The sequence below is a fragment of the Antrihabitans spumae genome (assembly GCF_043944905.1).
GTDB classification, from domain to species: domain Bacteria; phylum Actinomycetota; class Actinomycetes; order Mycobacteriales; family Mycobacteriaceae; genus Antrihabitans; species Antrihabitans spumae.
Map to the genome: position 1 here is coordinate 1 of NZ_JBIMSN010000090.1, position 22,626 is coordinate 22,626.

Sequence of the window (22,626 nt, forward strand, 5' to 3'; positions counted from 1 at the left end):
GCTGCGCCGGGTGCTGTCGCCTGCCCACTCACCTACCCATTTTCGAGCCAGTCCTTTCGGTGGTCCCGCCCTCCGGAAGGACTCACGAGCTGCGGAGCCGCTCTAGGGCTTTGCGGACGATCGCCGGGTCGGAGGTCTCCCAGTACGGCGGCAGCGACGCCCGCAGATAGCCGCCGTAGCGAGCGGTTGCGAGACGTGGATCGAGGATCGCGACCACACCGCGGTCGTCGACACTTCGCAGCAATCGTCCCGTGCCCTGGGCGAGCAACAGGGCCGCATGATTTGCAGCGACCGCCATAAAGCCGTTGCCACCACGTGACTCGACCGCACGCTGCCGCGCGACGAGCAGCGGGTCGTCGGGACGCGGAAACGGAATGCGGTCGAGAATGACCAAACTCAGCGACGGACCAGGTACGTCGACGCCCTGCCACAGGGACAGCGTGCCGAACAGCGACGTCGCCTCGTCGGCTGCGAACTTTGCAACGAGCGCACCCGTCGAATCGTCGCCCTGACACAGGACGGGGGTGTCGATCCGCTCCCGCAGGGCTTCTGCCGCGGACTTCGCAGCCCGCATCGAGGAGAACAGTCCGAGCGTGCGACCGCCCGCCGCCGTAATCAATTCCTCGATCTCGTCCAGGTACGCCGGTGCCAGTCCGTCGCGGCCCGGAGCGGGCAAATGCTTTGCCACGTAGAGGATTCCGGACTTCGCATGATCGAACGGTGACCCGACGTCGAGGGAGCTCCATTTGATCTTCTCGTCGTCCGACGGCGGCTCGACCGCCGATGCCATCGCCGTATCGCTGCGCGCAAGGGTCTGCGCAGGCAGACCCCAGTTGATGGCAAGGCCGTCGAAGGATCCGCCGACCTGCAACGTCGCCGAGGTGAGCACGACGGTCGATTCGGCGAACAGGCGCGAACGTAGCAAACCACCGACCGAGAGCGGTGCCATCCGCACGACCCTCCTTGCGGACTTGCCACGCTGCTCGTCGACGGCGAGCCACACCACGTCGCGACGCTTCGAAGGATCGGGCTCGTCGAATGCCGTCAACGCGCGGACGGCAGAGTCGTGAACTTCGTCGATGGCGGACAGCGCAGCGTTGCGTGCTGCCGCCGACTCTGGATCCGCGGCCGCCATGCCACGCGTCGGTGCGAGTGCCGTGCGTACCGACCATGCCGAATCGCGGATCAGGGCCAGTGCGGCGTCGACGCCGTTCGGCAAGGAGTCCCAGCGACCGGCGTTCAGTTCGTCGAGTACGCCACCCCATGCCTCGGCCGCACCTTCGAGGCGGTCGAGATCCTGCTCTTCGACAAGTTTCGTGCACCGCCGGGCCGCGATTGCGATCGCGGCTTCGCCGAGTTCGGCCGTCGCAACGGCTGTGACCCTGTCGACGAGTTCGTGAGCTTCGTCGATGACGACGACGTCGTGTTCGGGCAGCACAGCGATACCGGTTATCGCGTCGATCGCGAGCAGGGCGTGGTTGGTGACGACGACATCGGCCTGCGCCGACTTGATGCGGGCGCGCTCGGCGAAACAGTCCTCGCCGTAGGAGCATCGCGATTTGCCGAGGCATTCCCGCGAGGTGACGCTTACCTGCCGCCACGACCGATCGGTGACGCCGGGGACGACCTCGTCGCGGTCGCCGGTTTCGGTGTCGGACGCCCACTTGTTCAGGCGCTGTACCTCGCGACCGAGTCGGGAGACCGCGAATGCGTCGAACAGTTGGTCGTCGGGTGGTTCCTCGACGGCGCTGTTGATCTTGTTGAGGCACAGATAGTTGTTGCGACCCTTGAGTATTGCGAACTCGGGTTTGCGGCCGAGCGCAGGTTCGAGCGCATCTGCCAAGCGCGGGAGGTCGCGGTCGACGAGTTGGCGCTGCAGAGCGATCGTGGCGGTCGAGACGACCACCGTCCGTCCGGTTTCGACAGCGTGCCGCACGCTCGGGACCAGGTAGGCGAGTGATTTGCCGGTGCCGGTCCCGGCCTGCACAGCAAGGTGCTCGCCGGACTCGATGGCGCCGCCGACGGCGGAGGCCATCGTGAGCTGACTCGCGCGCTCGGTGCCGCCGAGTCCGCGCACAGCGAGCGACAGCAGCTCGGGGACGGACGGAAGTGCGGGCACCGAAGCAGGTTAGCGCCAGTCACCGTCGCGGGTCGCCAGGCCGGGCCGTCGGGAGGTGATTCGAACACCGCCGATCGAGAAGGAATCGGTTCCGCGGCGTTCTTGTCGGTGGCTCGTGAGACGGTTTGCCGTGCTTGGCGATTGCACGTGAAATACCACGAGAGAGGCGCCGATTCCCCATGGCAGCAACGATATTGTGCTTGGTCCCACGTAGCGGATTCACGCTCCGGCTGGCCGGCGGATTGCGTTGGGAGCTGCGCAACCGCGCGGCATACGGCGAGGGCTGTGTTGTGAACTCGTGGCCACGCTCACAGGCCGAGGATGCGCTAGAGCATTGCTACCGCCTCAACGGTTTCGCTACCCGTGAGGCCGCCGCCGATGCAGAGGCGATCGGTAGCCGACCGATCAGCCCCGAACCGGTACCGCTCCGGTCAATACGACGCCAGCCGCGCGCATCTGGTCCAAGGCCGCATCGACCGTCTCCTGTGCGACCCCGGCTGTGAGATCGAGCAGTACCCGCGTGTCGAAACTCGCCGCCGCGGCGTCCAAAGCGGTCGCCCTGACGCAATGATCCGTCGCGATACCCACGACGTCGACAGCGCTGATGTCACGGTCACGCAGCCACGACACCAACGTCTCGCCGTCCGATCCGGTGCCTTCGAACCCCGAGTACGCCGCAGAGTAGGCGCCCTTCGAAAAGACGGCTTCGACACGTTCGGTTCGCAGGTTCGGGTGAAAATCCGCTCCCGTTGTCCCGACCCTGCAATGCGGTGGCCAGCTGTCCACATAGTCGGGGTTGTCCGAGAAGTGATCGCCCGGATCGACGTGATAATCCCTGGTGGCGACTATCGCCGAGTACTCGGATTCGCTGCCGAGCAGTTCGGAGACACCTTTCGCGACCGCGGTGCCCCCGGCAACCGCGAGGGAACCACCTTCGCAGAAGTCGTTCTGGACGTCGACGATGATCAGCGCTTTTCCGGTCATCTAGCGTGCCTTTCCAGTCGGCGGGTTTCAGCTCGAATAGGTGGTCGGGATGGCAGGTTCGCCGCGCGAGAGTTTGAGACCCTCCCATGGCAGGCTGACCAAGCCGCGGGCGACAAGTTCACGGGATTGCTCCAACGTCGGCAGCTCCGGGACAAGTTCACCGCCGCGGACCAACGGCGTCTGCAGTTCCCTGCTCTGAAATTCCCCGCCATCGGGTTGCGGCGAGCCAGCCGGGAAGATCAGTTCCTCCACGATCGTGCCGGTGTCGCGCGACAACCGCACGGCACGCTTCGTCCCGCCGCGGGATTCCTTGTGGCTGCTGCGCTTGGCGACCGGAACACCGTCGACCTCGACCAGCTTGTAGACCATGCCTGCGGTCGGGGCTCCGGAGCCGGTCACCAGCGACGTTCCGACGCCGTATGCGTCGACAGGCTCGGCACGCAAAGCCGCAATCGCGTATTCGTCCAGGTCGCCAGACAGCACGATCTTGGTCTTCGTCGCGCCGAGGTCGTCGAGTTGCTGCCTGACCTGCCTGGCAAGAACGCCGAGGTCACCGGAATCGATTCGCACGCCACCGAGTTCGGGTCCGGCCACCTCGATCGCAGTCTTGACGCCCTCGGTGATGTCGTAGGTGTCGACGAGCAACGTGGTGCCGACACCCTGGACCTCGACCTGGGTGCGGAACGCCTCCGCCTCGCCCGCACCGTCGGTATCGAAGTGCAGCAGTACGAAGGCATGTGCGCTGGTTCCGGTGCCTGGCACGCCGTAACGCCGCACGGCCTCGAGGTTCGACGTAGCGGTGAATCCGGCGAGGTAGGCCGCACGAGAACTCGCGGGAGCTGCCATCTCGTGGGTCCGCCGAGAGCCCATCTCGATCATCGTCCGACCGTCGGAGGCACTGACCATTCGTGCCGCGGCAGAGGCGATCGCACTGTCGTGATTGAGAATCGACAACGCCAACGTCTCCAACAGCACGCCTTCGGCAAACGTGCCGCGAACGGTGAGGATCGGCGAGCCTGGGAAGTAGAGTTCGCCCTCGCGGTAGCCGTCGATGTCACCGGAGAAGCGGTAGTTGCGCAGCCAGTCGAGGGTGCGCTCGTCGAGGAACTTTCCGACGATCTCGAGCTCGGGCTCGCCGAACCTGAATCGAGCAAGCGCATCGAGCAGTCGTGCTGTGCCTGCGACGACGCCGTACCTTCGCCCATCGGGGAGTCGGCGAGCGAAAACCTCGAAGCTGCACCGACGGCTACCGGAACCGTCCGCCAGCGCAGCGGCAAGCATCGTCAGCTCGTACTGGTCGGTCAGCAGCGCCGTACTCGGCGCGATATCGATTGGCACCAGACCACCTTACGAGCACGAGCCGGGACGGGTGGTGTCGTCCACGGAGAAGGTCGTACCCTTGATTTATGGCTCTGTGCATGACTTCAACCCCGACAGCGACGCTATCGGCGACTCCACAGGCCACTCCGGAAACAGCAGAGGTCGAAGATGTGCTGGAATCGGAGGACCGGCCGTGGGTGACCGTCGTATGGGACGATCCGGTCAACCTGATGCATTACGTGACCTACATTTTTCAGAAGCTCTTCGGCTACAGCAAAGCCAAGGCAACCGAACTGATGATGCAGGTACACCAGGAAGGTAAGGCTGTCGTCTCCTCCGGATCCCGAGACAAGATGGAACACGACGTGCGCAGGTTGCATGCCGCCGGGCTCTGGGCAACGATGCAGCGCGACGACTAGCGAACACGTTCGTCGATACCGAAACGGACGTGCGCAGACACATGCCCCGCTTGCCGGGGTGGTAAGGAACAAAGGGACTTCAGTTGCGGACGTGGAGCCGAAAGAATTCGTTGGGTGGAGTGAAGCTTCGCTCCGAGATGGATGCGCGGGAGGCGGCGGTCCTACGGTCGCTCGTCTCGTCCGTTCTCGGTTTGTTGCAGGAACGAGCGGACGCGACGCCGCAGGACGACCTCGCAGCGCTCACCGGACTCAGGGTCGGCAGCAGCGCCCCGCCCGACGATGCGTCGCTTGCGCGTTTGCTGCCCGATTTCTATCGCAGCGAGGCAGATTCACCCGAAGCCGACAACGCCGATGTCAACGGCGCGCTGCGGAGTCTGCACGAGCCCGAGATCATCGACGAAAAGTTGACCGCCGGTCACATCATTCTCGACACGCTCCCCGCCGAGGGCGGCCGAGTGCTGCTCACGCCCGAGCAAGCCGACGCCTGGCTTGCCGGTCTCAACGACGTACGGCTGGCGCTGGGAACAACGTTGGGAATCGACGCGGATACTCCCGATCATCTCGATCCGTCGGATCCACGTGCACCGCATTTGGATGTCTACCACTGGCTCACGTGGATGCAGGATTCGCTGATCGTCGCACTGTCTCCGTAAGACCTAGCCCATCCGAGCCGGAGGACGGCATATGAGACCCGGTCCGCACAACTCGATCACCGACGTCGTCGGAGTGCTCGTCGGCCATCACTACAAGCGCGACGCCGACGCCACACTCGGGTCGGGCGCGGCGACCGGCTGCACGGTCGTCCTGGTTCCTGGTGGCGCGACCGCATCGGTCGACGTGCGCGGGGGAGGGCCGGGGACCAGGGAAACCGACCTCCTCGACCCGAGTAATTCGGTCCAGCAGGTCAACGCGATCGTCCTGTCCGCCGGCAGCGCGTACGGCCTTGCGGCGGCGGACGGCGTCATGGCCTGGTGTGAGGAACACCGCGAAGGCATCCCGATGGGCAAGCCCGACGAACTGGTTCCGATCGTTCCCGCTGCGGTGATATTCGATCTGCCAGTGGGTGATTGGCGTATTCGCCCGACAGCGGAGTTCGGTTATCGCGCGGCCGATGCTGCGGCCGTCGACTTCGAAACGGGTTCGGTCGGCGCAGGCGTCGGCGCGCGGGCGGGTTCGATCAAGGGCGGCGTCGGGACGGCCAGCATCGTCATCGCCGACGGACCCGCGGCGGGGGTCACAGTCGGAGCGGTCGTCGTTGCGAACCCGGTCGGGTCGGTGTTCGATCCACGGACAGGCCTGCCGTGGGGAGCGGGTAGCGACGGCGCGGATTTCTTCGGACTTGTTGCTCCATCTGCCGAACAACTCGCTGCGGCAAACGACCTCGGTAAGAAGGACACCAGCCTCAACACGACGATCGGTGTCGTCGCAACCGACGCCCCGCTGAGCGCATCGGCTTGTAGACGGTTGGCGATCGCAGCGCAGGACGGGCTTGCCCGCGCCATCCGTCCTGCGCACTCACCGCTCGATGGGGACACCATGTTCGCTCTCGCGACAGGAACTTTCGAAGTCGCGCCGAGCGCAGTACCCATACCTGCGGCATTCGCGTCGGAACTGCCGTTGACCGACGCGATCTGCGCAGCGGTTGCTGTTGCAGTCGAGCGGGCCATCGTCGGCGCCGTGCTGGCAGCGACGCCGGTCGCGGGAATACCCGCTTATCGTGAGCTGTTGTCGTCGGCGATCGGGTCCGACGGCCCGGACCGATGATCACCGACCACAAGGGGTGAAGTTTGCTCGTCATCAAGGCTGACCTGGTCGAGGCGATGGTCGCGCATGCGCGCGCCGATCACCCGGACGAGGCATGCGGCATCATCGCAGGTCCAGAGGGTTCGGACCGTCCCGAGCGCTACGTGGCGATGACCAACGCAGAGCGCTCGCCGACCTTCTACCGCTTCGACTCCGGCGAGCAGTTGAAGTTGTGGCGAGCGATGGATGATGCCGACGAAGTCCCTGTTGTGATCTACCACTCCCACACGGCGACCGAGGCGTATCCGAGCCGAACCGACGTTTCCTACGCCTCCGAGCCGGACGCGCACTACGTGCTTGTTTCGACCCGTGATCCCGATGTGCACGAACTGCGCAGCTACCGGATCGCAGACGGAGTCGTGACCGAAGAACCGGTCGAGATCGTGTCCGAATATCCGTCCAAGTAGTCAACGCAGCTTTTAATCAACGCAGCTTTTCTCACAGCCCAAACCAGGAGCACACCATGTCTGTCACCGTGTCCATCCCGACGATTCTCCGCACGCACACGGGCGGCGAAAAGCGCGTAGAGGCAACAGGATCCACCCTCGCTGCCATCATCGACGACCTCGACGCCAATCACAGCGGGATCAAGGGCCGCCTGATCGCCGACGACAAACTGCACCGTTTCGTGAACGTGTACGTCAACGACGAGGACGTCCGCTTTTCCGGCGGGCTCGCCACCGAGGTCGCCGACGGCGATTCGGTCACCATCCTCCCTGCCGTTGCAGGCGGCTGACGCGTGGCGCGGTACGACTCGCTGATTGCAACGCTCGGCAACACTCCGCTGGTCGGCCTGCAGCGACTGTCACCGCGCTGGAACGACGACGCGGACGGTCCGGCGGTCCGGCTGTGGGCGAAGTTGGAGGACCGTAATCCGACGGGTTCCATCAAGGACCGGCCCGCGCTTCGAATGATCGAGCAGGCGGAAGCCGATGGCACGCTCAGCCCCGGCGCCACGATTCTCGAGCCGACAAGCGGCAACACCGGTATCTCGCTTGCGATGGCGGCGAAGCTGAAGGGCTACCGGCTGATCTGCGTCATGCCGGAGAACACGTCGATCGAGCGTAGGCAGCTGCTGACCATGTACGGCGCCGAGATCATCACTTCGCCTGCGGCAGGCGGCTCGAACCAGGCTGTGGCAATGGCGAAAGGTATCGCTGCCGAGCACCCCGACTGGGTGATGCTCTACCAGTACGGCAACGCCGCGAACGCACTCGCGCACTACGAGGGCACCGGCCCGGAACTGCTCGCAGACCTGCCCGAGATCACACATTTCGTCGCGGGACTCGGCACGACGGGAACGTTGATGGGTGCAGGTCGGTACCTGCGCGAGCACAAGCCGGATATCGCGGTCGTTGCTGCGGAGCCGCGTTACGGCGAGCTCGTGTACGGGCTGCGCAACATCGACGAAGGCTTCATCCCCGAGCTCTACGACGCCGATGTGCTGACGTCGCGGTTCTCGGTCGGCCCGTTCGACGCGGTGCGTCGGACTCGTGAGTTGGTCGCCGAGGAAGGCATCTTCGCCGGCATCTCGACCGGCGCCATTCTGCACGCGGCGCTCGGTGTCGGGCGCAAAGCTGTCAAGGCCGGTACCAGGGCGGACATTGCCTTCGTCGTGTGCGACGGCGGGTGGAAGTACCTGTCGACCGGGGCATACGACGGTACATTGGAAGAAGCGGAAGACCGGCTCGAAGGCCAGCTCTGGGCCTGAGCGAACGCCGGAATCTGGAATGGACGACGAAGGGGCGCGCACATGACGCAAGGGTCTGGAATAGGCGCGTCGTTCGATCCCGACCGGATCGCTGCACTGCGCGCAGCACTGGATACACCTGGAACCAAAACGACGTCCGTTCCAGCAAGCCCGCCGCCGCCAGGCGCGAAGAAGGCACCGCGGAAGCGGGCGTCGTGGCAGACGGCGGCGCTGCTCGTCGGCAGCTTCGCGGTCATGCTCTACGTGCTCGAATTCGTCGACGTAGTCGTCCCGAACCATCCTCTCGACCAACTCGGCATCGAGCCGCGCGAGGCGGACGGACTGTGGGGAATCGCGTTCGCCCCTGTCCTGCATTTCGGCTGGGAACACTTGATCGCCAACACGATTCCCGTTCTGATACTCGGTTTTCTGACGTTGGTCGCCGGCATCGCACGCGGTATCTACGCGACGGCGATCATCTGGGTGGTCGGTGGCGTCGGGGTATGGCTGACCGGCGGAGCGGGCACCAACCATGCGGGTGCGTCGGTGTTGATCTTCGGTTGGTTGACCTACCTGCTCGCGCGTGGGTTGTTCACCCGCAGCATCACGCAGATTCTGATCGGACTTGCGGTGCTCGCCGTCTACGGCGGCGTTCTCTGGGGCGTGCTGCCGAGTGATTCCGGCGTCTCGTGGCAGGGGCATCTGTTCGGCGCCATCGGTGGCCTGATCGCCGCGTGGGCGGTCTCCTCGGACGATCGCGAGGCGCGCAAGCGGCGCGCTGTCGCTGCCTGAGCTAGCTGGGACGTCGTCGTGTAGGTCGTGCAAAGGTCACATTTCCGACGCTTTTCTCGATGTGGTGCCGACGAATCTGGTGGAAGCTTTTTGGCAGCGCGCCGAGCATGGCAGCATGACGTTATGCGTCTTACCGTGCTCGGCTGTTCGGGCAGTGTGTCCGGCCCGGATTCCCCTGCGTCGGGCTATTTGCTCACCTCTCCGGGCATGCGATCGGTTGTGCTCGAGTTCGGTCCAGGTGTCCTCGGTGCCCTGCAGCGATATGCCGACCCCGGTGAAGTGTCGATCTTCCTCACCCACCTGCACGCGGATCATTGCCTCGATCTACCCGGACTGCTGGTGTGGCGTCGATACCACCCGAATCCGCCGAAGGGCCGGGCGATCGTCTACGGACCCTCGGACACGTCGCTGCGGATCGGTAACGCGTCAGCCGAATACGGCGGTCAGACCGACGATTGGTCGGACACGATCGAGATGCGTCCCTGGTCGGAAGGTGTCGAAGTCGACTTCGGCGGCGGCAACGCCGTCACGCCGTATCGGATGGATCACCCACCGGAGTCCTACGGTCTGCGGTTCACAACCGATACGGGCAAAGTCGTCGCGTACACCGGCGACACGGGGGTCTGCACGATGGTCGACGACCTCGCAAGGGGCGCCGACGTGCTGCTTTCGGAAGCCTCGTGGACCCACGATCCCGGGAATCGTCCTCCCGGCATTCACCTTTCCGGTACCGAGGCCGGTCAGATCGCCGCTCGCGCCGGGGTGGGGGAGTTGTTGCTGACCCACATTCCGCCGTGGACGTCGCGCGAAGACGTGATCGCCGAGGCGAAGGCGGAGTTCTCCGGGCCGGTTCATGCGGTGTCGTGCGGGGAGACGTTCGACTTCTGAGATCACGGCCGATCACCGACCGCAACGGTGGACGGTCTAGGCTCCCGTAGGTGTCTAGAAGAGCCGATGGCCGGGCGGACGACGAACTCCGCGAAATTCGCATCACCCGTGGATTCACAAGTCACCCAGCAGGATCGGTGCTCGTAGAGTTCGGAAACACCAGGGTCATGTGCACCGCGAGCGTCGAGACCGACGTCCCGCGCTGGCGAAAGGGGTCGGGCCTCGGCTGGCTCACCGCCGAGTACGCCATGCTCCCCGCCGCAACGCACACGAGGAACGGGCGCGAATCCGTCAAGGGCAAAGTCGGTGGACGCACCCAGGAGATCAGTCGCCTGATCGGTCGGTCGCTGCGCGCGTGTATCGATCTGGCAGCCATCGGTGAGAACACCATCGCCATCGACTGCGACGTACTCCAGGCCGACGGCGGTACCCGCACAGCGGCGATCACGGGCGCCTATGTGGCGCTCGTCGATGCGGTCGCGTACCTGCGTGCAGCCAACAGGCTGAAAGACCCGCAACCCATTTCGTGCGCGATCGCCGCAGTGAGCGTCGGCGTCGTCGACGGTCGGGTCCGGCTCGATCTCCCGTACGAAGAGGATTCGCGCGCGGAAGTCGACATGAACGTCGTCGCGACCGACACCGGAACGCTCGTCGAGATTCAGGGCACGGGCGAAGGCGCGACCTTCCCGCGGTCGACGCTGGACAAGTTGCTCGATTCGGCACTGCTCGGCTGCGAGCGGATCTTCGAAGTGCAGAAAGATGCACTCGCACTTCCGTATCCGGGGGAACTGCCGGAACCGGTCGAACCGCCGAAGAAGAAGTTCGGAGTATCCCCGAAGGATGCCTGACCCCACGATGCCTGATGCAGAGGGGGCGGCTACGCCGCTCGTGAGTCCTTTCGGAGGGCCCGACCACCAAAAGGACTCACGAGGCGCGAAGCGCCCTATCCTCGTTGCCAGCCGTAACGCGAAGAAGCTCAACGAGTTGCGGCGGGTGCTGACCGAGAGCGGCATCGAGGGCCTGACGGTCGTCGGTCTGGACGAAGTGCAGGCGTTCGACGAGACGCCCGAAACCGGCGCAACCTTCGAGGCCAATGCGGTCGTCAAAGCTGTCGATGGTGCCGCGGCAACTGGATTGGCTTGTGTCGCAGATGATTCCGGCATCGAGGTCGACGCGTTGAACGGTATGCCGGGAGTGTTGTCGGCTCGCTGGTCCGGCGTGCACGGCAACGACTCCGCCAATACGCAGCTCTTGCTTGCCCAGCTCGGCGATGTCCCCGACGAGCGTCGCGGCGCGAAGTTCGTCTCGGCGTGCGCGTTCGCGATTCCAGGAGGCGAGCCGATCGTCGTTCGCGGCGAATGGCCGGGAACGATCGCCCACGAGCCGCGCGGGGACGGTGGCTTCGGTTACGACCCGATCTTTGTGCCCGAGTCCGAAACCAGGTCGGCGGCCGAACTCTCACCGAGCGAAAAGGACGCGGCCTCCCATCGTGGCCGCGCCCTGCGGTTGCTCGTTGCCGCCCTGTCCGACTACGCGGCAGGCCGCTAGAAACTCCGCTATTTCAGGCCGAAGTCGCGTTTGACCTGTGCGGTGCGCTGGTGTTCGACGACGAACGACAGCAACGGGATCGTGCCCGCGAGCAATGTCCCGATCGTGCGCAGCGCGGGCCAGCGCACTTTCACGGCGAGATCGATCGTCACGATGAGATATGCGAAATAAACCCAACCGTGGACGATGCCGACCCAGCCGAAGTTGTCGACGTCGAAGCCGTACTTGGCGATCACTTCGACGGTGAGTACGAGTAGCCACAGGCCGGTCGTCCAGGCGAGGACCCGGTAGCGCAGCAGAGCGCCTGGGATCTTCGAGTCGGCCGGGGTAGCGGTCCGCTCGGCCTGATCCTGGGTCGATTGGGCCGAGGTGACGTTGTCCGGGCTGGCCATCAAGCCGTGCTCCTGTCGGTGTCGCCGGCGTGCAGCTCGGCGAGATAGCGGTTGTATTCCGATGTTGCGGGGTCGATGTCGTCGCTGACGAGCGCGGCAGGCCGCGGCGGCAGGATGTCTGCCGGTATCTCTCGCGCCTGACTTCGGTCGGCGGTGTTGGCCGCGGATTCGGGTTCGGCGGCGACTTCTTCGAGTTGTACGAAGCGTCGGTAGGCATAGACCGAGAAGGCGGCGAACAGGGGCCACTGCAGTGCGTAGCCGAGATTCTGGCCGGTGCCGCCGGTGGCTTCGTATCGGGTCCACTGCCACCAGCCGAGGGCGAGACACCCGAGTGCGACGAGGACGACCAGCAGAATCAATGCTGGTCTACGCCTGCGGGGCACGCTCGTCACCCTTAAGACGGTACCTGTGCGCGAGGGGGGACTTGAACCCCCACGTCCTTAGACACCAGAACCTAAATCTGGCGCGTCTGCCAATTCCGCCACTCGCGCGAGCGAGTCCAAAGATACGCCATCCGTGCCACCGCCTCGAGCCCTGGTAGGGCGCTTTTCGGTCTACTGGCGAGTACGCGAAATCACTATATAACGAATTGATAACAATCAACATGAGGAATCCCTCAGGTTTTAGTCGGTTGTCCACCGCTGTCGCCTGCGCAAACCCGGCTACTCGTCCGTAAGTTACTGGTTCGTTCGTACCACTTTTGTCACCGTTGGAAACATGCACAGCGGAGAAACCTGAGGGATTCCTCATGATTCTGTGACACCCTTGAAATACCTGATCAAGGCACTCGCAGTCGGCTAGCGCGGTCACCGCAGACCCGTCGGTGGCTCGTTTCATTCCGGCTTGAACACATGTAGTCCACGAGAGGAACCCCCGCGTGACGATAAACGAGAGCGCAGCACCCGGTAACGGACGAGGCTCGCAATCGTCCCCACGCCCAGCCCCCAACGGCTCGAAGCCACAAGCACCGAGCAGGGCACCGCTTATCGACAGATTGCTGGCAGGGGAGCCCTACGCAATCGCATTCGGCGGCCAGGGATCGTCGTGGCTCGATGCACTCGAAGAAATCACCCGCGACAGCGGCATCGAACCCGAGATCACAGACCTCGTCAACGAGGCAACCCGGCTGATCGCACCCGTCGCCGACGACCTCCTCGTCGTGCGGCCGCTCGGCTTCGACCCCATCGGCTGGATGTTGGAGCGCGACCTCGCCGAAGAAGGCGAAGGCAACCCCGGTCCGTCCGACACGGTGCTGACGTCTGCGCCCGTGTCGCCTCCCGGAATCTTCCTGTGCCAGCTCGCAGCACTGCGCGCGCTGACGCTGCAGGGCATCGATCCGGCTGTCACCCGTCCGGTGGTCTCGGTCGGCCATTCCCAGGGCCTCCTCGGCGTCTACTCGGTAGGCGACGACGCGGCACGTGACGCCGAACTGCTCGCGATCGCACAGCTGTCCGGTGCTGCCGCAGCGCTGGTCGGCCGCCGCCGCGGGCTGATCGGTTCCTCGCCGCGCTCGCCGATGATGTCGGTCGCCAACGTCGATCCCGACGAACTGCGCGCCGTCGTCGCAGAGGTCGCCGAGGGCGTCGACCCGAAGATCGCGCCGTTCGTGTCCATCCGCAACGGCCGCCGTCGCGTCGTCGTATCCGGCGCACCCGCGCAACTCGAACGACTCCGCGATCGCTGCAAGGAAATCACCGCCGAACAGACGAAGGAACGCGACGCCAAGAAGCGTGGCGGAGCCGTATTCGCACCCGTCTTCGAGCCGATCGCTGTCGGCCTGGCGTTCCATCACCCGACGATCGAAGAATGTGTCGACATTGCCGGTGACTGGGCAGCGAAGTGTGGCATCGACGTCGAGCGCACCCGTGAAATCGCCTCACGCTGCCTCTTCGAGCCGGTCGACTGGGTCGTCGAGACCGAGAAGATCGTCGCAAGTGGTGCCCGCTGGGTGCTCGACCTCGGTCCGGGCGACCTGCTCACCCGCATGACCTCGGCTGCCCTGCGCGGCACCGACATCGGCGTTATCCCCGTCGCGACTCGCGGCGGTCAGCGCAACCTGCTCACCCCGGGCGCGACGCCGGAGGTCCGCACAGCGTGGTCCACCTTCGCGCCGAAGCCCGTCACGCTTCCTGACGGTCGCGTCGTCGTCGAGACGGCGTTCACCAAGCTCACCGGTCGCTCGCCGATCCTGCTCGCGGGCATGACCCCGACGACCGTCGACGCGAAAATCGTTGCGGCAGCGGCAAACGCAGGCCACTGGGCCGAGCTTGCCGGCGGTGGCCAGGTCACCGAACCGATTTTCCTCGATCGCGTCGCCGAACTCCGCACCCTGCTCGAGCCGGGCCGCGCAGCGCAGTTCAACTCGCTGTTCCTCGATCCCTACCTCTGGAAGCTGCAGCTCGGCGGTCGCAGGCTCGTGCAGCGCTCACGCGCCGCGGGCGCCCCGTTCGACGGCGTCGTCGTCACCGCGGGAATTCCAGAACTCGAAGAAGCGGTCGCTCTGATCGAAGAGCTGACCGAGGCCGGCATCGCGCACATCGCGTTCAAGCCAGGCACCGTCGCACAGATTCGGTCCGTCGTCAGGATCGCCAACGAGGTCCCGAACGTCCCCGTCATCATGCACATCGAGGGCGGTCGCGCAGGCGGTCACCACTCGTGGGAAGACCTCGACGATCTGCTCATCGAGACCTATGCAGAGTTGCGGACCCGACCCAACCTCGTGGTCTGCGTCGGCGGCGGTATCGGCACACCGGAACGCGCTGCCGACTACCTCACCGGCCGCTGGTCCACCGCGCACGGCTACCCGGAGATGCCGCTCGACGGCATCCTCGTCGGCACGGCAGCCATGGCAGCGCTGGAGGCCACCACATCGCCTCAGGTCAAGCAGTTGCTCGTCGATACCCCCGGAACGCCGGACTGGGTCGGTGCGGGTACCGCAGAGGGTGGCATGGCATCGGGCCGTAGCCAGCTCGGCGCCGACATCCACGAAATCGACAACGCCGCGTCGCGGACCGGCCGTCTCCTCGACGAGGTCGCGGGCGACGCCGAAGCAGTGGCGAAGCGTCGCGACGAGATCATCGCCGCACTCGACGTCACCGCGAAGCCGTACTTCGGCGACATCGCGACGATGACCTACGGCCAGTGGCTGCAGCGTTACGTCGAGTTGGCCGTCGGCCTCGACCCGCACCAGGACTTCGACTGCGGTTCCGACCTCGGCGACGTGCTGAACGCCGCGACGGAATCGCCGTGGCTCGACCGCACCTGGCGCGACCGCTTCGCCGACATGCTGCAGCGCGCCGAGGCACGTCTGCACCCGGTCGACCGCGGACCCATCCCGACGCTGTTCTCCGATCCCGAAACGCTCGAACGTCCCGTCGCGGCCCTGTGCGCCCTCAAGGCGCGCTACCCGGAGACCGACACCGCGATCCTGCACCCCGCAGACGTCTCGTTCTTCGTCTCGCTGTGCAAGACGCCTGGCAAGCCCGTCAACTTCGTTCCCGTCGTCGACGGCGACGTACGCCGCTGGTGGCGCTCCGATTCGCTGTGGCAGGCACACGACCCGCGCTACACGGCCGACCAGGTCTGCGTCATCCCCGGCACCGTCGCCGTCGCAGGTATCACCCGCGTCGACGAGCCGGTCGGCGATCTGCTCAACCGCTTCGAGAAGGCCACGACGGACGCGCTCCTCGCTGCCGGCGTCGCCCCGACGAAGGTCGCAAGCCGACGCGACGCCGGCGTTGCCGTCGGCCCCGTCGACATCGTGCTCGCGGCACCCGACGTCACGTGGTCCTCGCGCCTCACCCGCAACCCGGTCGGTCGCCTCGGCGAAGTCTCGGAGTGGACCGTCAACGCAGCGGGATCCGGTGCGACACATCAGCGCACCGGCGCTTCGCTCGTCGAAATCGACTCGCAGAACGTGCAATTGGAGGTGCCGCTCAACAGCACAGGCGCCTCGGTGAAGATCCGCATCGCGGTCCCGTCCTCCACACACGACGGTGGCGCACCGGTCGTCAGCGACGCCGACGCAGAGTCTGCGATGTCGGCACTGCTCGCCGTCGCAGCCGCAGGCGAGTTGCCGGAGGTGAAGGTCACGGCGGGCAAGCCCGTCGCGCATCTGAATCTCGCCTGGTCGCCCGACCTCGTCGCCGACCACGGCGGTGTGACGTCGTCCGGCCTGCCGGAACAGCTCGACACGGTCGGCACAACCGTTCCCGACGTCGTCGTCGGCGCCTGCTGGCCCGCCGTGTTCGCCGTGCTCGGCGCAACGCGAACGGCCGAGGGCACCAGCGTCATCGAAGGCATGCTCGATCTCGTCCACCTCGATCACCAGGTCAACTTCGTTCGCGAATTGCCCTCGGACACATCGATCTTCGCGGTGCGCGCAGAATCGACGTCGGTGCTCGACACCGACCTCGGCCGCGTCGTCGAGGTGCACGTCGAGATCGGCGTGATGCGTGACCACGGCTTGGCAACACCGACCGTCGCGACGCTCGTCGAGCGCTTCGCCATCCGCGGTCGCAGTGGCACAGGCGAATTGACGGATCCGCCGCGCGCCGGTGGCGCACTCGGCACGGATGCTGCGGATACACCGCGCAAACGTCGCCGCGACACCACGATCGAGGCGCCGCGCAACATGGCGGCTTTCGCGAAGGTCTCCGGCGATCACAACCCGATCCACACCTCGGGTGCTGCGGCACTGCTCGCCGGGCTCGGCAGCCCGATCGTGCACGGCATGTGGCTCTCGGCCGCTGCCCAGCAAGTCGTCTCGGCTGCCGATGCCGCCGCGGGTGTTCCTGCCCGTCGGCTCACCGCGTGGACCACACGCTTCCTCGGCATGGTTCGCCCCGGCGCCAAGATCGACGTCCGGGTCGACCGGATCGCGATCGATGCAGGCGCAGAGGTCGTCGAGGTGTCGTGCCGTGTCGATGGTGACCTCGTCATGGTCGCAACCGGACGCCTCGCCGTACCGAAGACGATCTACGCGTTCCCCGGCCAGGGCATCCAGCGGCCCGGCATGGGCCTCGACGCTCGGACCAGGTCGAAGGCTGCCAAGGCCATCTGGGACCGTGCCGACAAGCACACCCGCAAGGTTCTCGGATTCTCGATCCTGGCGGTCGTTCGCGACAACCCGACCTACATCAAGGCACGTGGTGTCGAACACCGTCACCCCGCCGGCGTGCTGCACCTGACGCAGTTCACCCAGGTCGCGATGGCCGTGCTCGGTGTCGCACAGATCGCCGAACTGCGTGAGTCGGGTGCCTTCGTCGAAGGCGCGCTCCTCGCGGGCCACTCGGTCGGTGAGTACAACGCACTCGCCGCAGCGGCAGGAGTATTGCCACTCGAGGCAGTACTCGAGGTCGTCTTCCAGCGTGGCTCGGCCATGCACGCTCTGGTGCCGCGTGACGACAAGGGCAACAGCAACTACCGCATGGCAGCGATCCGCCCGTCCCAGATCGGCCTTGCCGACGCCGACGTGCAGAGCTTCATCGCCGAGATCGCTTCGCGCACCGGTGAATTCCTCGAGGTCGTCAACCTCAACCTCCGCGGTTCGCAGTACGCCATCGCTGGAACGGTCGAAGGCTTGGCCGAACTGGAGACCGAGATCGACGAACGCCGCGCGCAGACCGGCGGCAAGCGGGCATTCATCCTGGTTCCCGGCATCGACGTGCCGTTCCACTCGACCGTCCTTCGTGACGGAGTTCCCGAGTTCCGGCACAAGCTCGAAGCGTTGCTTCCTGCCGATCTGCATCCGGAAATCCTTGTCGGACGCTACATTCCGAACCTGGTGCCGAAGCCGTTCTCGCTCGAGCGTGACTTCGTGCAGGAGATCGCCGACCTCGTTCCGTCCGAGCCGCTCGACGAGGTGCTCGCAGACTTCGACGACTGGGCAGCGCGCCCGGCCGACCTCTGCCGCGTCGTGTTGATCGAACTGCTCGCATGGCAGTTCGCCAGCCCGGTCCGGTGGATCGAGACGCAGGATCTGCTGTTCACCGACGAGGCGCACGGTGGCCTCGGCGTCGAGCGCTTCATCGAGGTCGGCCTCGCGTCGGCTCCGACCGTCGCAGGTCTCGCCACCAACACGCTCAAGCTGCCCGGCCGCATCGGCGGTCCCGTCGAGGTGCTCAACATCGAGCGTGACGCCGCAGTCGTCTACGCAACCGACGTCGACGCGGCTCCTGCCGACGAGGACGAGGCGCCAGTCGCAGCGGCCCCCGAAGCAGCAGCCGCCGCACCAGCCGCTCCCGCTGCCGCTCCCGCAGCATCGTCGGGTGGTCCGCGTCCGGACGACATCGTCTTCAGTGCAGCGGATGCGACCAAGGTGCTCATCGCACTCTGGACCAAGCTGCGTCTCGACCAGATCGGACCGGTCGACACGATCGAGGCACTGTGCGACGGCGTCTCCTCGCGCCGCAACCAGCTACTCGTCGACCTCGGTTCGGAGCTGTCGCTCGGTGCCATCGACGGCGCTGCCGATGCGGACATGGCAGCCCTTGCGGGAACTGTCGAGAAGCTCGCCCGTACCTACAAGCCGTTCGGGTCCGTGCTGTCGGATTCGATCGGTGACCACCTTCGCAAGGTGTTCGGTCCGTCGGGCCGTCGTCCGGCCGCCATCACCGATCGCGTGAAGAAGGTCTGGGAACTCGGCGACGGCTGGGCCAATCACGTTATGGCCGAGGTCTCCCTCGGAACCAGAGACGGTGCAAGTGTGCGTGGTGGCAGCCTCGGCGGTCTCGCCGACGGTGCACTCGCGGACGCTGCCGCAGTCGACAAGGTGATCGACGCCGCTGTGGCTGCAGTTGCCTCGCGTCGTGGCATCTCCGTTGCGCTGCCGTCCACCGGTGGCGGTGGCGGCGGCACCGTCGACGCAGCCGCGCTCGGTGAGTTCACGGAGAACATCACCGGTCGCAACGGCGTCCTCGCCTCGGCTGCCCGCCTAGTTCTCGAACAGCTCGGCCTCACCGACGAAGTGACCGTCGCGGCACTGTCCACCGAAACCGACCTCGCCGACCTCGTGTCGGCCGAGCTCGGCTCCGACTGGCCACGCCTCGTTGCGCCGTCCTTCGACGGGAAGCGTGCGGTCCTGCTCGACGACCGCTGGGCGACCGCTCGCGAAGATCTTGCACGGCTCTGGATCGGTGACGACTCGATCTCGTCGATCACTGCCGACACCTTCGTCGGCGCTGGCAAAGCCGTTGCAGCGCAGGCACTGTGGTGGCAGCAGCGGGCAACCGTGGCCGACAAGGCTGTGCTCGCCGCTGCCTACGGGCAGATTGCCGATGCCGCCGTACGAACCGAAATCGGGGAGTACAGCAGCGACGTCGCAGTCGTTACCGGCGGCAGCAAGGGCTCGATCGCGGCCGCTGTCGCAGGCAAGTTGCTCGGTGGCGGTGCGACCGTCGTCGTCACGACCTCGCGCCTCGACGACGAACGGCTCGGCTTCTACCGCGACCTGTACCGCAACAACGCACGGGCAGGCGCAGCACTCTGGGTCGTGCCGGCGAACATGGCGTCCTACGCCGACGTCGACGCACTCATCGACTGGGTCGGCAGCGAGCAGGTCGACACCGCAGGTGGTGCGAAGAAGGTCACGAAGAGCGCAATTACGCCGACGTTGCTCTTCCCGTTCGCAGCGCCGCGCGTCGCAGGCGATCTGGCCGATGCCGGAGCCCGCGCCGAAATGGAAATGCGCGTACTGCTCTGGTCGGTCGAACGCCTCATCGGTGGGCTCGGAAAGATCGGCTACGACCACGACGTCGACAGCCGTCTCCACGTGGTCCTACCAGGTTCCCCGAACCGTGGGTTGTTCGGTGGCGACGGTGCCTACGGCGAATCGAAGGCGGCCCTCGATGCCGTCGTCGCTCGCTGGAGTGCCGAACGTAGCTGGGCAGAGCGCGTCACCATCGCGCATGCGCTGATCGGTTGGGTCCGCGGCACCGGGCTGATGGGTCACAACGACCCGTTGGTCGACGCCGTGGAAGAAGCCGGAGTGCGGACCTGGTCCACGCTCGACATGGCGAGTGCACTGCTCGAACTGTGCACACCGGACGCGCGTCTGGCCGCAGCCGACAAGCCGAACCAGGTCGACCTGACCGGCGGTTTGGCCGAGGCGAACCTCGACCTGCCAGCGCTGGCGAAGCGGGCCGCAGAGGCGCCGTCCGTCACGCTGACCGAGGCGGACGAAGAAATCCTCGCGACGATCTCCGCACTGGCGGCACCGCCGTCGGTTGCGACCGTGCTGGCTCCGCCCGCATGGTCGGAGGTCACCGCCGATCCCGCCGATCTCGTTGTGATCGTCGGCGTCGGTGAGGTCGGTCCGTACGGTTCGGCTCGCACCCGCTTCGAGATGGAGGTCGACGAAGAGCTCTCCGCCGCAGGAGTTCTGGAGCTGGCGTGGACAACCGGTCTGGTCACGTGGGAGAACGATCCCAAGCCGGGCTGGTACGACGCCGAGTCGGGCGACCTCGTTGCCGAGGCCGACATCGCGGACAAGTACCACGACGCCGTCGTCGCACGCTGTGGCATTCGGCGCTACGAAGACGACGGCTCGATGGTCGACAATCACGCGCCGCTGCTCACCTCGGTGTTCCTCGACGACGACCTCAAGTTCATCGTCACGAACGAGACCGAAGCGCGGTCCTACTACAGCGCGGACCCAGAGCACACCGTCATCGCGCCGGTTGCCGACAGCACCGACTGGCAGGTCACTCGTCGAGCGGGCACCGAGATCAGGGTGCCGCGCAAGATGAGGCTGACCCGCTCGGTCGGCGGCCAGATCCCGACCGGATTCGATCCGACCAAGTGGGGCATCTCCGCCGACATGGCGAGCTCGATCGACCGAGTCGCGCTGTGGAACATCGTCTCCACGGTCGACGCGTTCATCAGCTCGGGCTTCACGCCGTCGGAACTGATGCGCTGGGTCCACCCGAGCCTCGTTGCCAACACCCAGGGCAGCGGCATGGGCGGTATGACGTCCATCCGGTCGATGTACGTCGACACGATGCTCGGCGAACCGCACGCGAACGACATCCTGCAGGAAGCGCTCGGCAACGTCGTCGCAGCACACGTCGTACAGTCCTACGTCGGTAGCTACGGCGCGATGGTTCACCCCGTCGCAGCGTGTGCAACCGCAGCTGTCTCGGTCGAAGAAGGCGTCGACAAGATCAAGCTCGGCAAGGCCGACTTCGTGGTCGCAGGCGGCTTCGACGACCTCAGCACCGAGGCGATCATCGGCTTCGCCGACATGTCCGCGACCGCGGACGCAGATGTCATGCACGCCAGGGGAATCAGCGATCGTCGATTCTCCCGTGCCAACGATCGCAGGCGTGGCGGCTTCGTCGAATCCAACGGCGGTGGCACTGTGCTGCTGGCCCGCGGTGACGTTGCGCTGGAGATGGGCTTGCCCGTTCTCGGTGTCGTCGCATTCGCCCAGTCGTTCGGCGACGGCGTCCACACGTCCATCCCGGCGCCCGGTCTCGGTGCGCTCGGTGCAGGACGCGGTGGCCGCGAATCGAAGCTGGCGGCAGCACTGAATGCGCTCGGCGTCACGGCCGACGACATCGCTGTCGTCTCCAAGCACGACACGTCGACCAATGCGAACGACCCGAACGAAGCCGAATTGCACGAACGGCTCGCCGCGGCGATCGGCCGCTCCGAAGGTGCACCGCTGTTCGTGGTGTCGCAGAAGAGCCTCACCGGTCACGCGAAGGGTGGCGCAGCCGCTTTCCAGATCAACGGTCTGTGCCAGGTGCTCAGCCAGGGCGTCGTGCCGCCGAACCGCAGCCTCGACTGTGTCGACGACAAGATGGCCGAGTTCGGTCACCTCGTCTGGGCACGTCAGCCACTGCGCTTCGGTGAGAGCTACGGGCTCAAGGCCGGTCTGGTGACCAGCCTCGGCTTCGGTCACGTGTCGGGTCTCGTCGCGATCGTGCACCCGGAGGCGTTCGTTCAGTCGATCGCGCCGGCACGCCGCGCCGATTACGTGCTGCGCGCCGGTGAGCGTGCGGCCAACGGTAGGCAGAAGCTTTCGCAGTCGATGTGCGGTGGCGACAACCTGTATCAGCGTCCGGCGGATCGCCGCCTCGGTGGCGACGACGTCGCAGCAGGCAAGATCCGTCAGCTCGAAGCGGACATGCTCCTGTCGGAGACCGCACGCCTCGGCAACGACGGTGTCTACAACGCTGGGACGGGTTGCGCGTGAGCATCATCGGAATCGGGTTCGACCTGGTGACAGTGTCAGAATTCGGCGAGCAGCTCGAACGCGCGGGTACGACGATGGTCCGGGAAAGTTTCACCCCGGGCGAGCGGCGGTACTGCCAGGGCAAGGGAACGGATCCGGCACGCAGCTATGCCGTTCGGTGGGCGGCGAAGGAGGCGGTGCTCAAAGCGTGGGCGTCGTCGCGGTTCGCCCGTCGTCCGCAGGTCGGTGACAACCCCTATCTGCTGATCGAGGTTGTCAACGACGCGTGGGGTCGGCCGAGCATTCGGTTGCACGGTCTGGCGCAGGACTTCTTGCCGCGGGCCAAGATTCATCTGTCACTGACCCACGATGGCGACACCGCGGGTGCGGTCGTGATCTTGGAAGATCCGGCTCCGACGGACGAACCGGCGGAGTAGGGCGCTACGCGCCTCGTGAGTCCTTTTGGAGGGCGGGCCCTCCGAAAGGACTCACGA

17 protein-coding genes and 1 tRNA gene are annotated in these 22,626 nt (G+C 65.9%); 12 read left to right on the forward strand and 6 right to left on the reverse strand.

The window, feature by feature from the left end; translation table 11 throughout:
• Positions 1-82: 82 nt before the first annotated feature.
• The 3 genes from ACHIRB_RS19530 to ACHIRB_RS19540 all read right to left on the reverse strand — a co-directional run bounded on the left by ACHIRB_RS19530 (position 83) and on the right by ACHIRB_RS19540 (position 4,441).
• Positions 83-2,119 (reverse strand): ATP-dependent DNA helicase, encoded by a 2,037-nt coding sequence (locus ACHIRB_RS19530; protein ID WP_395124794.1) that lies wholly within the window; start codon positions 2,117-2,119, stop codon positions 83-85.
• Between the two features lie 405 nt (positions 2,120-2,524).
• On the reverse strand, positions 2,525-3,103 hold the full coding sequence (locus ACHIRB_RS19535) for an isochorismatase family protein (RefSeq protein WP_395124793.1): 579 nt from the start codon (positions 3,101-3,103) through the stop codon (positions 2,525-2,527).
• A 27-nt stretch (positions 3,104-3,130) separates the two neighbouring features.
• Entirely contained in the window at positions 3,131-4,441 is a 1,311-nt protein-coding gene (locus ACHIRB_RS19540) for a nicotinate phosphoribosyltransferase (RefSeq protein WP_395124792.1), read from the reverse strand.
• A gap of 68 nt (positions 4,442-4,509) precedes the next feature.
• Here ACHIRB_RS19540 and clpS point away from each other — a divergent pair, with 68 nt between their 5' ends.
• The 10 genes from clpS (at position 4,510) to rdgB (ending at position 11,563) form a co-directional block, all read left to right on the forward strand.
• The gene (gene clpS / locus ACHIRB_RS19545) at positions 4,510-4,842 is read left to right on the forward strand and encodes an ATP-dependent Clp protease adapter ClpS (protein ID WP_199707953.1); all 333 of its coding nucleotides are present in this window, start codon (positions 4,510-4,512) and stop codon (positions 4,840-4,842) included.
• An 83-nt stretch (positions 4,843-4,925) separates the two neighbouring features.
• Complete coding sequence (gene aosR / locus ACHIRB_RS19550; RefSeq protein WP_395114559.1) at positions 4,926-5,495, forward strand: oxidative stress transcriptional regulator AosR; 570 nt, start codon at positions 4,926-4,928, stop codon at positions 5,493-5,495.
• A gap of 31 nt (positions 5,496-5,526) precedes the next feature.
• Positions 5,527-6,606, forward strand: coding sequence for a P1 family peptidase (locus ACHIRB_RS19555; RefSeq protein WP_395124791.1), 1,080 nt, complete (start codon positions 5,527-5,529; stop codon positions 6,604-6,606).
• A 23-nt stretch (positions 6,607-6,629) separates the two neighbouring features.
• Complete coding sequence (locus tag ACHIRB_RS19560) at positions 6,630-7,052, forward strand: M67 family metallopeptidase (protein ID WP_395124790.1); 423 nt, start codon at positions 6,630-6,632, stop codon at positions 7,050-7,052.
• Between the two features lie 56 nt (positions 7,053-7,108).
• Positions 7,109-7,381, forward strand: a complete 273-nt coding sequence (locus ACHIRB_RS19565; protein WP_199707946.1) for a MoaD/ThiS family protein — start codon at positions 7,109-7,111, stop codon at positions 7,379-7,381.
• A 3-nt stretch (positions 7,382-7,384) separates the two neighbouring features.
• Positions 7,385-8,356, forward strand: coding sequence for a PLP-dependent cysteine synthase family protein (locus ACHIRB_RS19570; RefSeq protein WP_199707945.1), 972 nt, complete (start codon positions 7,385-7,387; stop codon positions 8,354-8,356).
• Positions 8,357-8,398: 42 nt separating this feature from the next.
• Positions 8,399-9,127, forward strand: a complete 729-nt coding sequence (locus ACHIRB_RS19575; protein WP_395114553.1) for a rhomboid family protein — start codon at positions 8,399-8,401, stop codon at positions 9,125-9,127.
• Between the two features lie 123 nt (positions 9,128-9,250).
• Entirely contained in the window at positions 9,251-10,015 is a 765-nt protein-coding gene (locus ACHIRB_RS19580) for a cyclic nucleotide-degrading phosphodiesterase (RefSeq protein WP_395124789.1), read from the forward strand.
• A 50-nt stretch (positions 10,016-10,065) separates the two neighbouring features.
• Positions 10,066-10,863: a ribonuclease PH gene (gene rph / locus ACHIRB_RS19585; RefSeq protein ID WP_395124788.1), complete on the forward strand. Its 798-nt coding sequence runs from the start codon at positions 10,066-10,068 to the stop codon at positions 10,861-10,863.
• A 97-nt stretch (positions 10,864-10,960) separates the two neighbouring features.
• A complete protein-coding gene (rdgB, locus tag ACHIRB_RS19590; protein WP_395124800.1) occupies positions 10,961-11,563 on the forward strand; it encodes an RdgB/HAM1 family non-canonical purine NTP pyrophosphatase in 603 nt (200 codons plus the stop codon).
• Positions 11,564-11,571: 8 nt separating this feature from the next.
• On the opposite strand, the gene ACHIRB_RS19595 is transcribed toward rdgB, so the two are convergent.
• The 3 genes from ACHIRB_RS19595 to ACHIRB_RS19605 form a co-directional block, all read right to left on the reverse strand.
• A complete protein-coding gene (locus ACHIRB_RS19595; RefSeq protein ID WP_395124787.1) occupies positions 11,572-11,955 on the reverse strand; it encodes a DUF3817 domain-containing protein in 384 nt (127 codons plus the stop codon).
• Entirely contained in the window at positions 11,955-12,347 is a 393-nt protein-coding gene (locus tag ACHIRB_RS19600; protein WP_395124786.1) for a transcriptional regulator, read from the reverse strand. Before ACHIRB_RS19600 ends, ACHIRB_RS19595 begins: the two co-directional genes overlap by 1 nt.
• Positions 12,348-12,364: 17 nt before the next feature.
• Positions 12,365-12,446 (reverse strand) — tRNA-Leu (locus ACHIRB_RS19605).
• A gap of 386 nt (positions 12,447-12,832) precedes the next feature.
• Between ACHIRB_RS19605 and ACHIRB_RS19610 the strand changes: the two genes are divergently transcribed.
• Together ACHIRB_RS19610 and acpS are read left to right on the forward strand one after the other, a co-directional pair.
• Positions 12,833-22,153, forward strand: coding sequence for a fatty acid synthase subunit beta domain-containing protein (locus tag ACHIRB_RS19610; protein WP_395127750.1), 9,321 nt, complete (start codon positions 12,833-12,835; stop codon positions 22,151-22,153).
• The gene (acpS, locus tag ACHIRB_RS19615) at positions 22,150-22,569 is read left to right on the forward strand and encodes a holo-ACP synthase AcpS (RefSeq protein ID WP_395114546.1); all 420 of its coding nucleotides are present in this window, start codon (positions 22,150-22,152) and stop codon (positions 22,567-22,569) included. The genes ACHIRB_RS19610 and acpS overlap by 4 nt, the downstream gene beginning before the upstream one ends.
• The last annotated feature ends 57 nt before the right edge of the window (positions 22,570-22,626 follow it).

Coding starts and splice junctions, on each gene's coding strand:
- ACHIRB_RS19535 (WP_395124793.1), bottom strand. CDS start 3,103: ATGACCGGAAAAGCGCTGATCATCGTCGACGTCCAGAACGACTTCTGC.
- clpS (WP_199707953.1), top strand. CDS start 4,510: ATGGCTCTGTGCATGACTTCAACCCCGACAGCGACGCTATCGGCGACT.
- ACHIRB_RS19555 (WP_395124791.1), top strand. CDS start 5,527: ATGAGACCCGGTCCGCACAACTCGATCACCGACGTCGTCGGAGTGCTC.
- ACHIRB_RS19565 (WP_199707946.1), top strand. CDS start 7,109: ATGTCTGTCACCGTGTCCATCCCGACGATTCTCCGCACGCACACGGGC.
- ACHIRB_RS19575 (WP_395114553.1), top strand. CDS start 8,399: ATGACGCAAGGGTCTGGAATAGGCGCGTCGTTCGATCCCGACCGGATC.
- ACHIRB_RS19580 (WP_395124789.1), top strand. CDS start 9,251: ATGCGTCTTACCGTGCTCGGCTGTTCGGGCAGTGTGTCCGGCCCGGAT.
- ACHIRB_RS19595 (WP_395124787.1), bottom strand. CDS start 11,955: ATGGCCAGCCCGGACAACGTCACCTCGGCCCAATCGACCCAGGATCAG.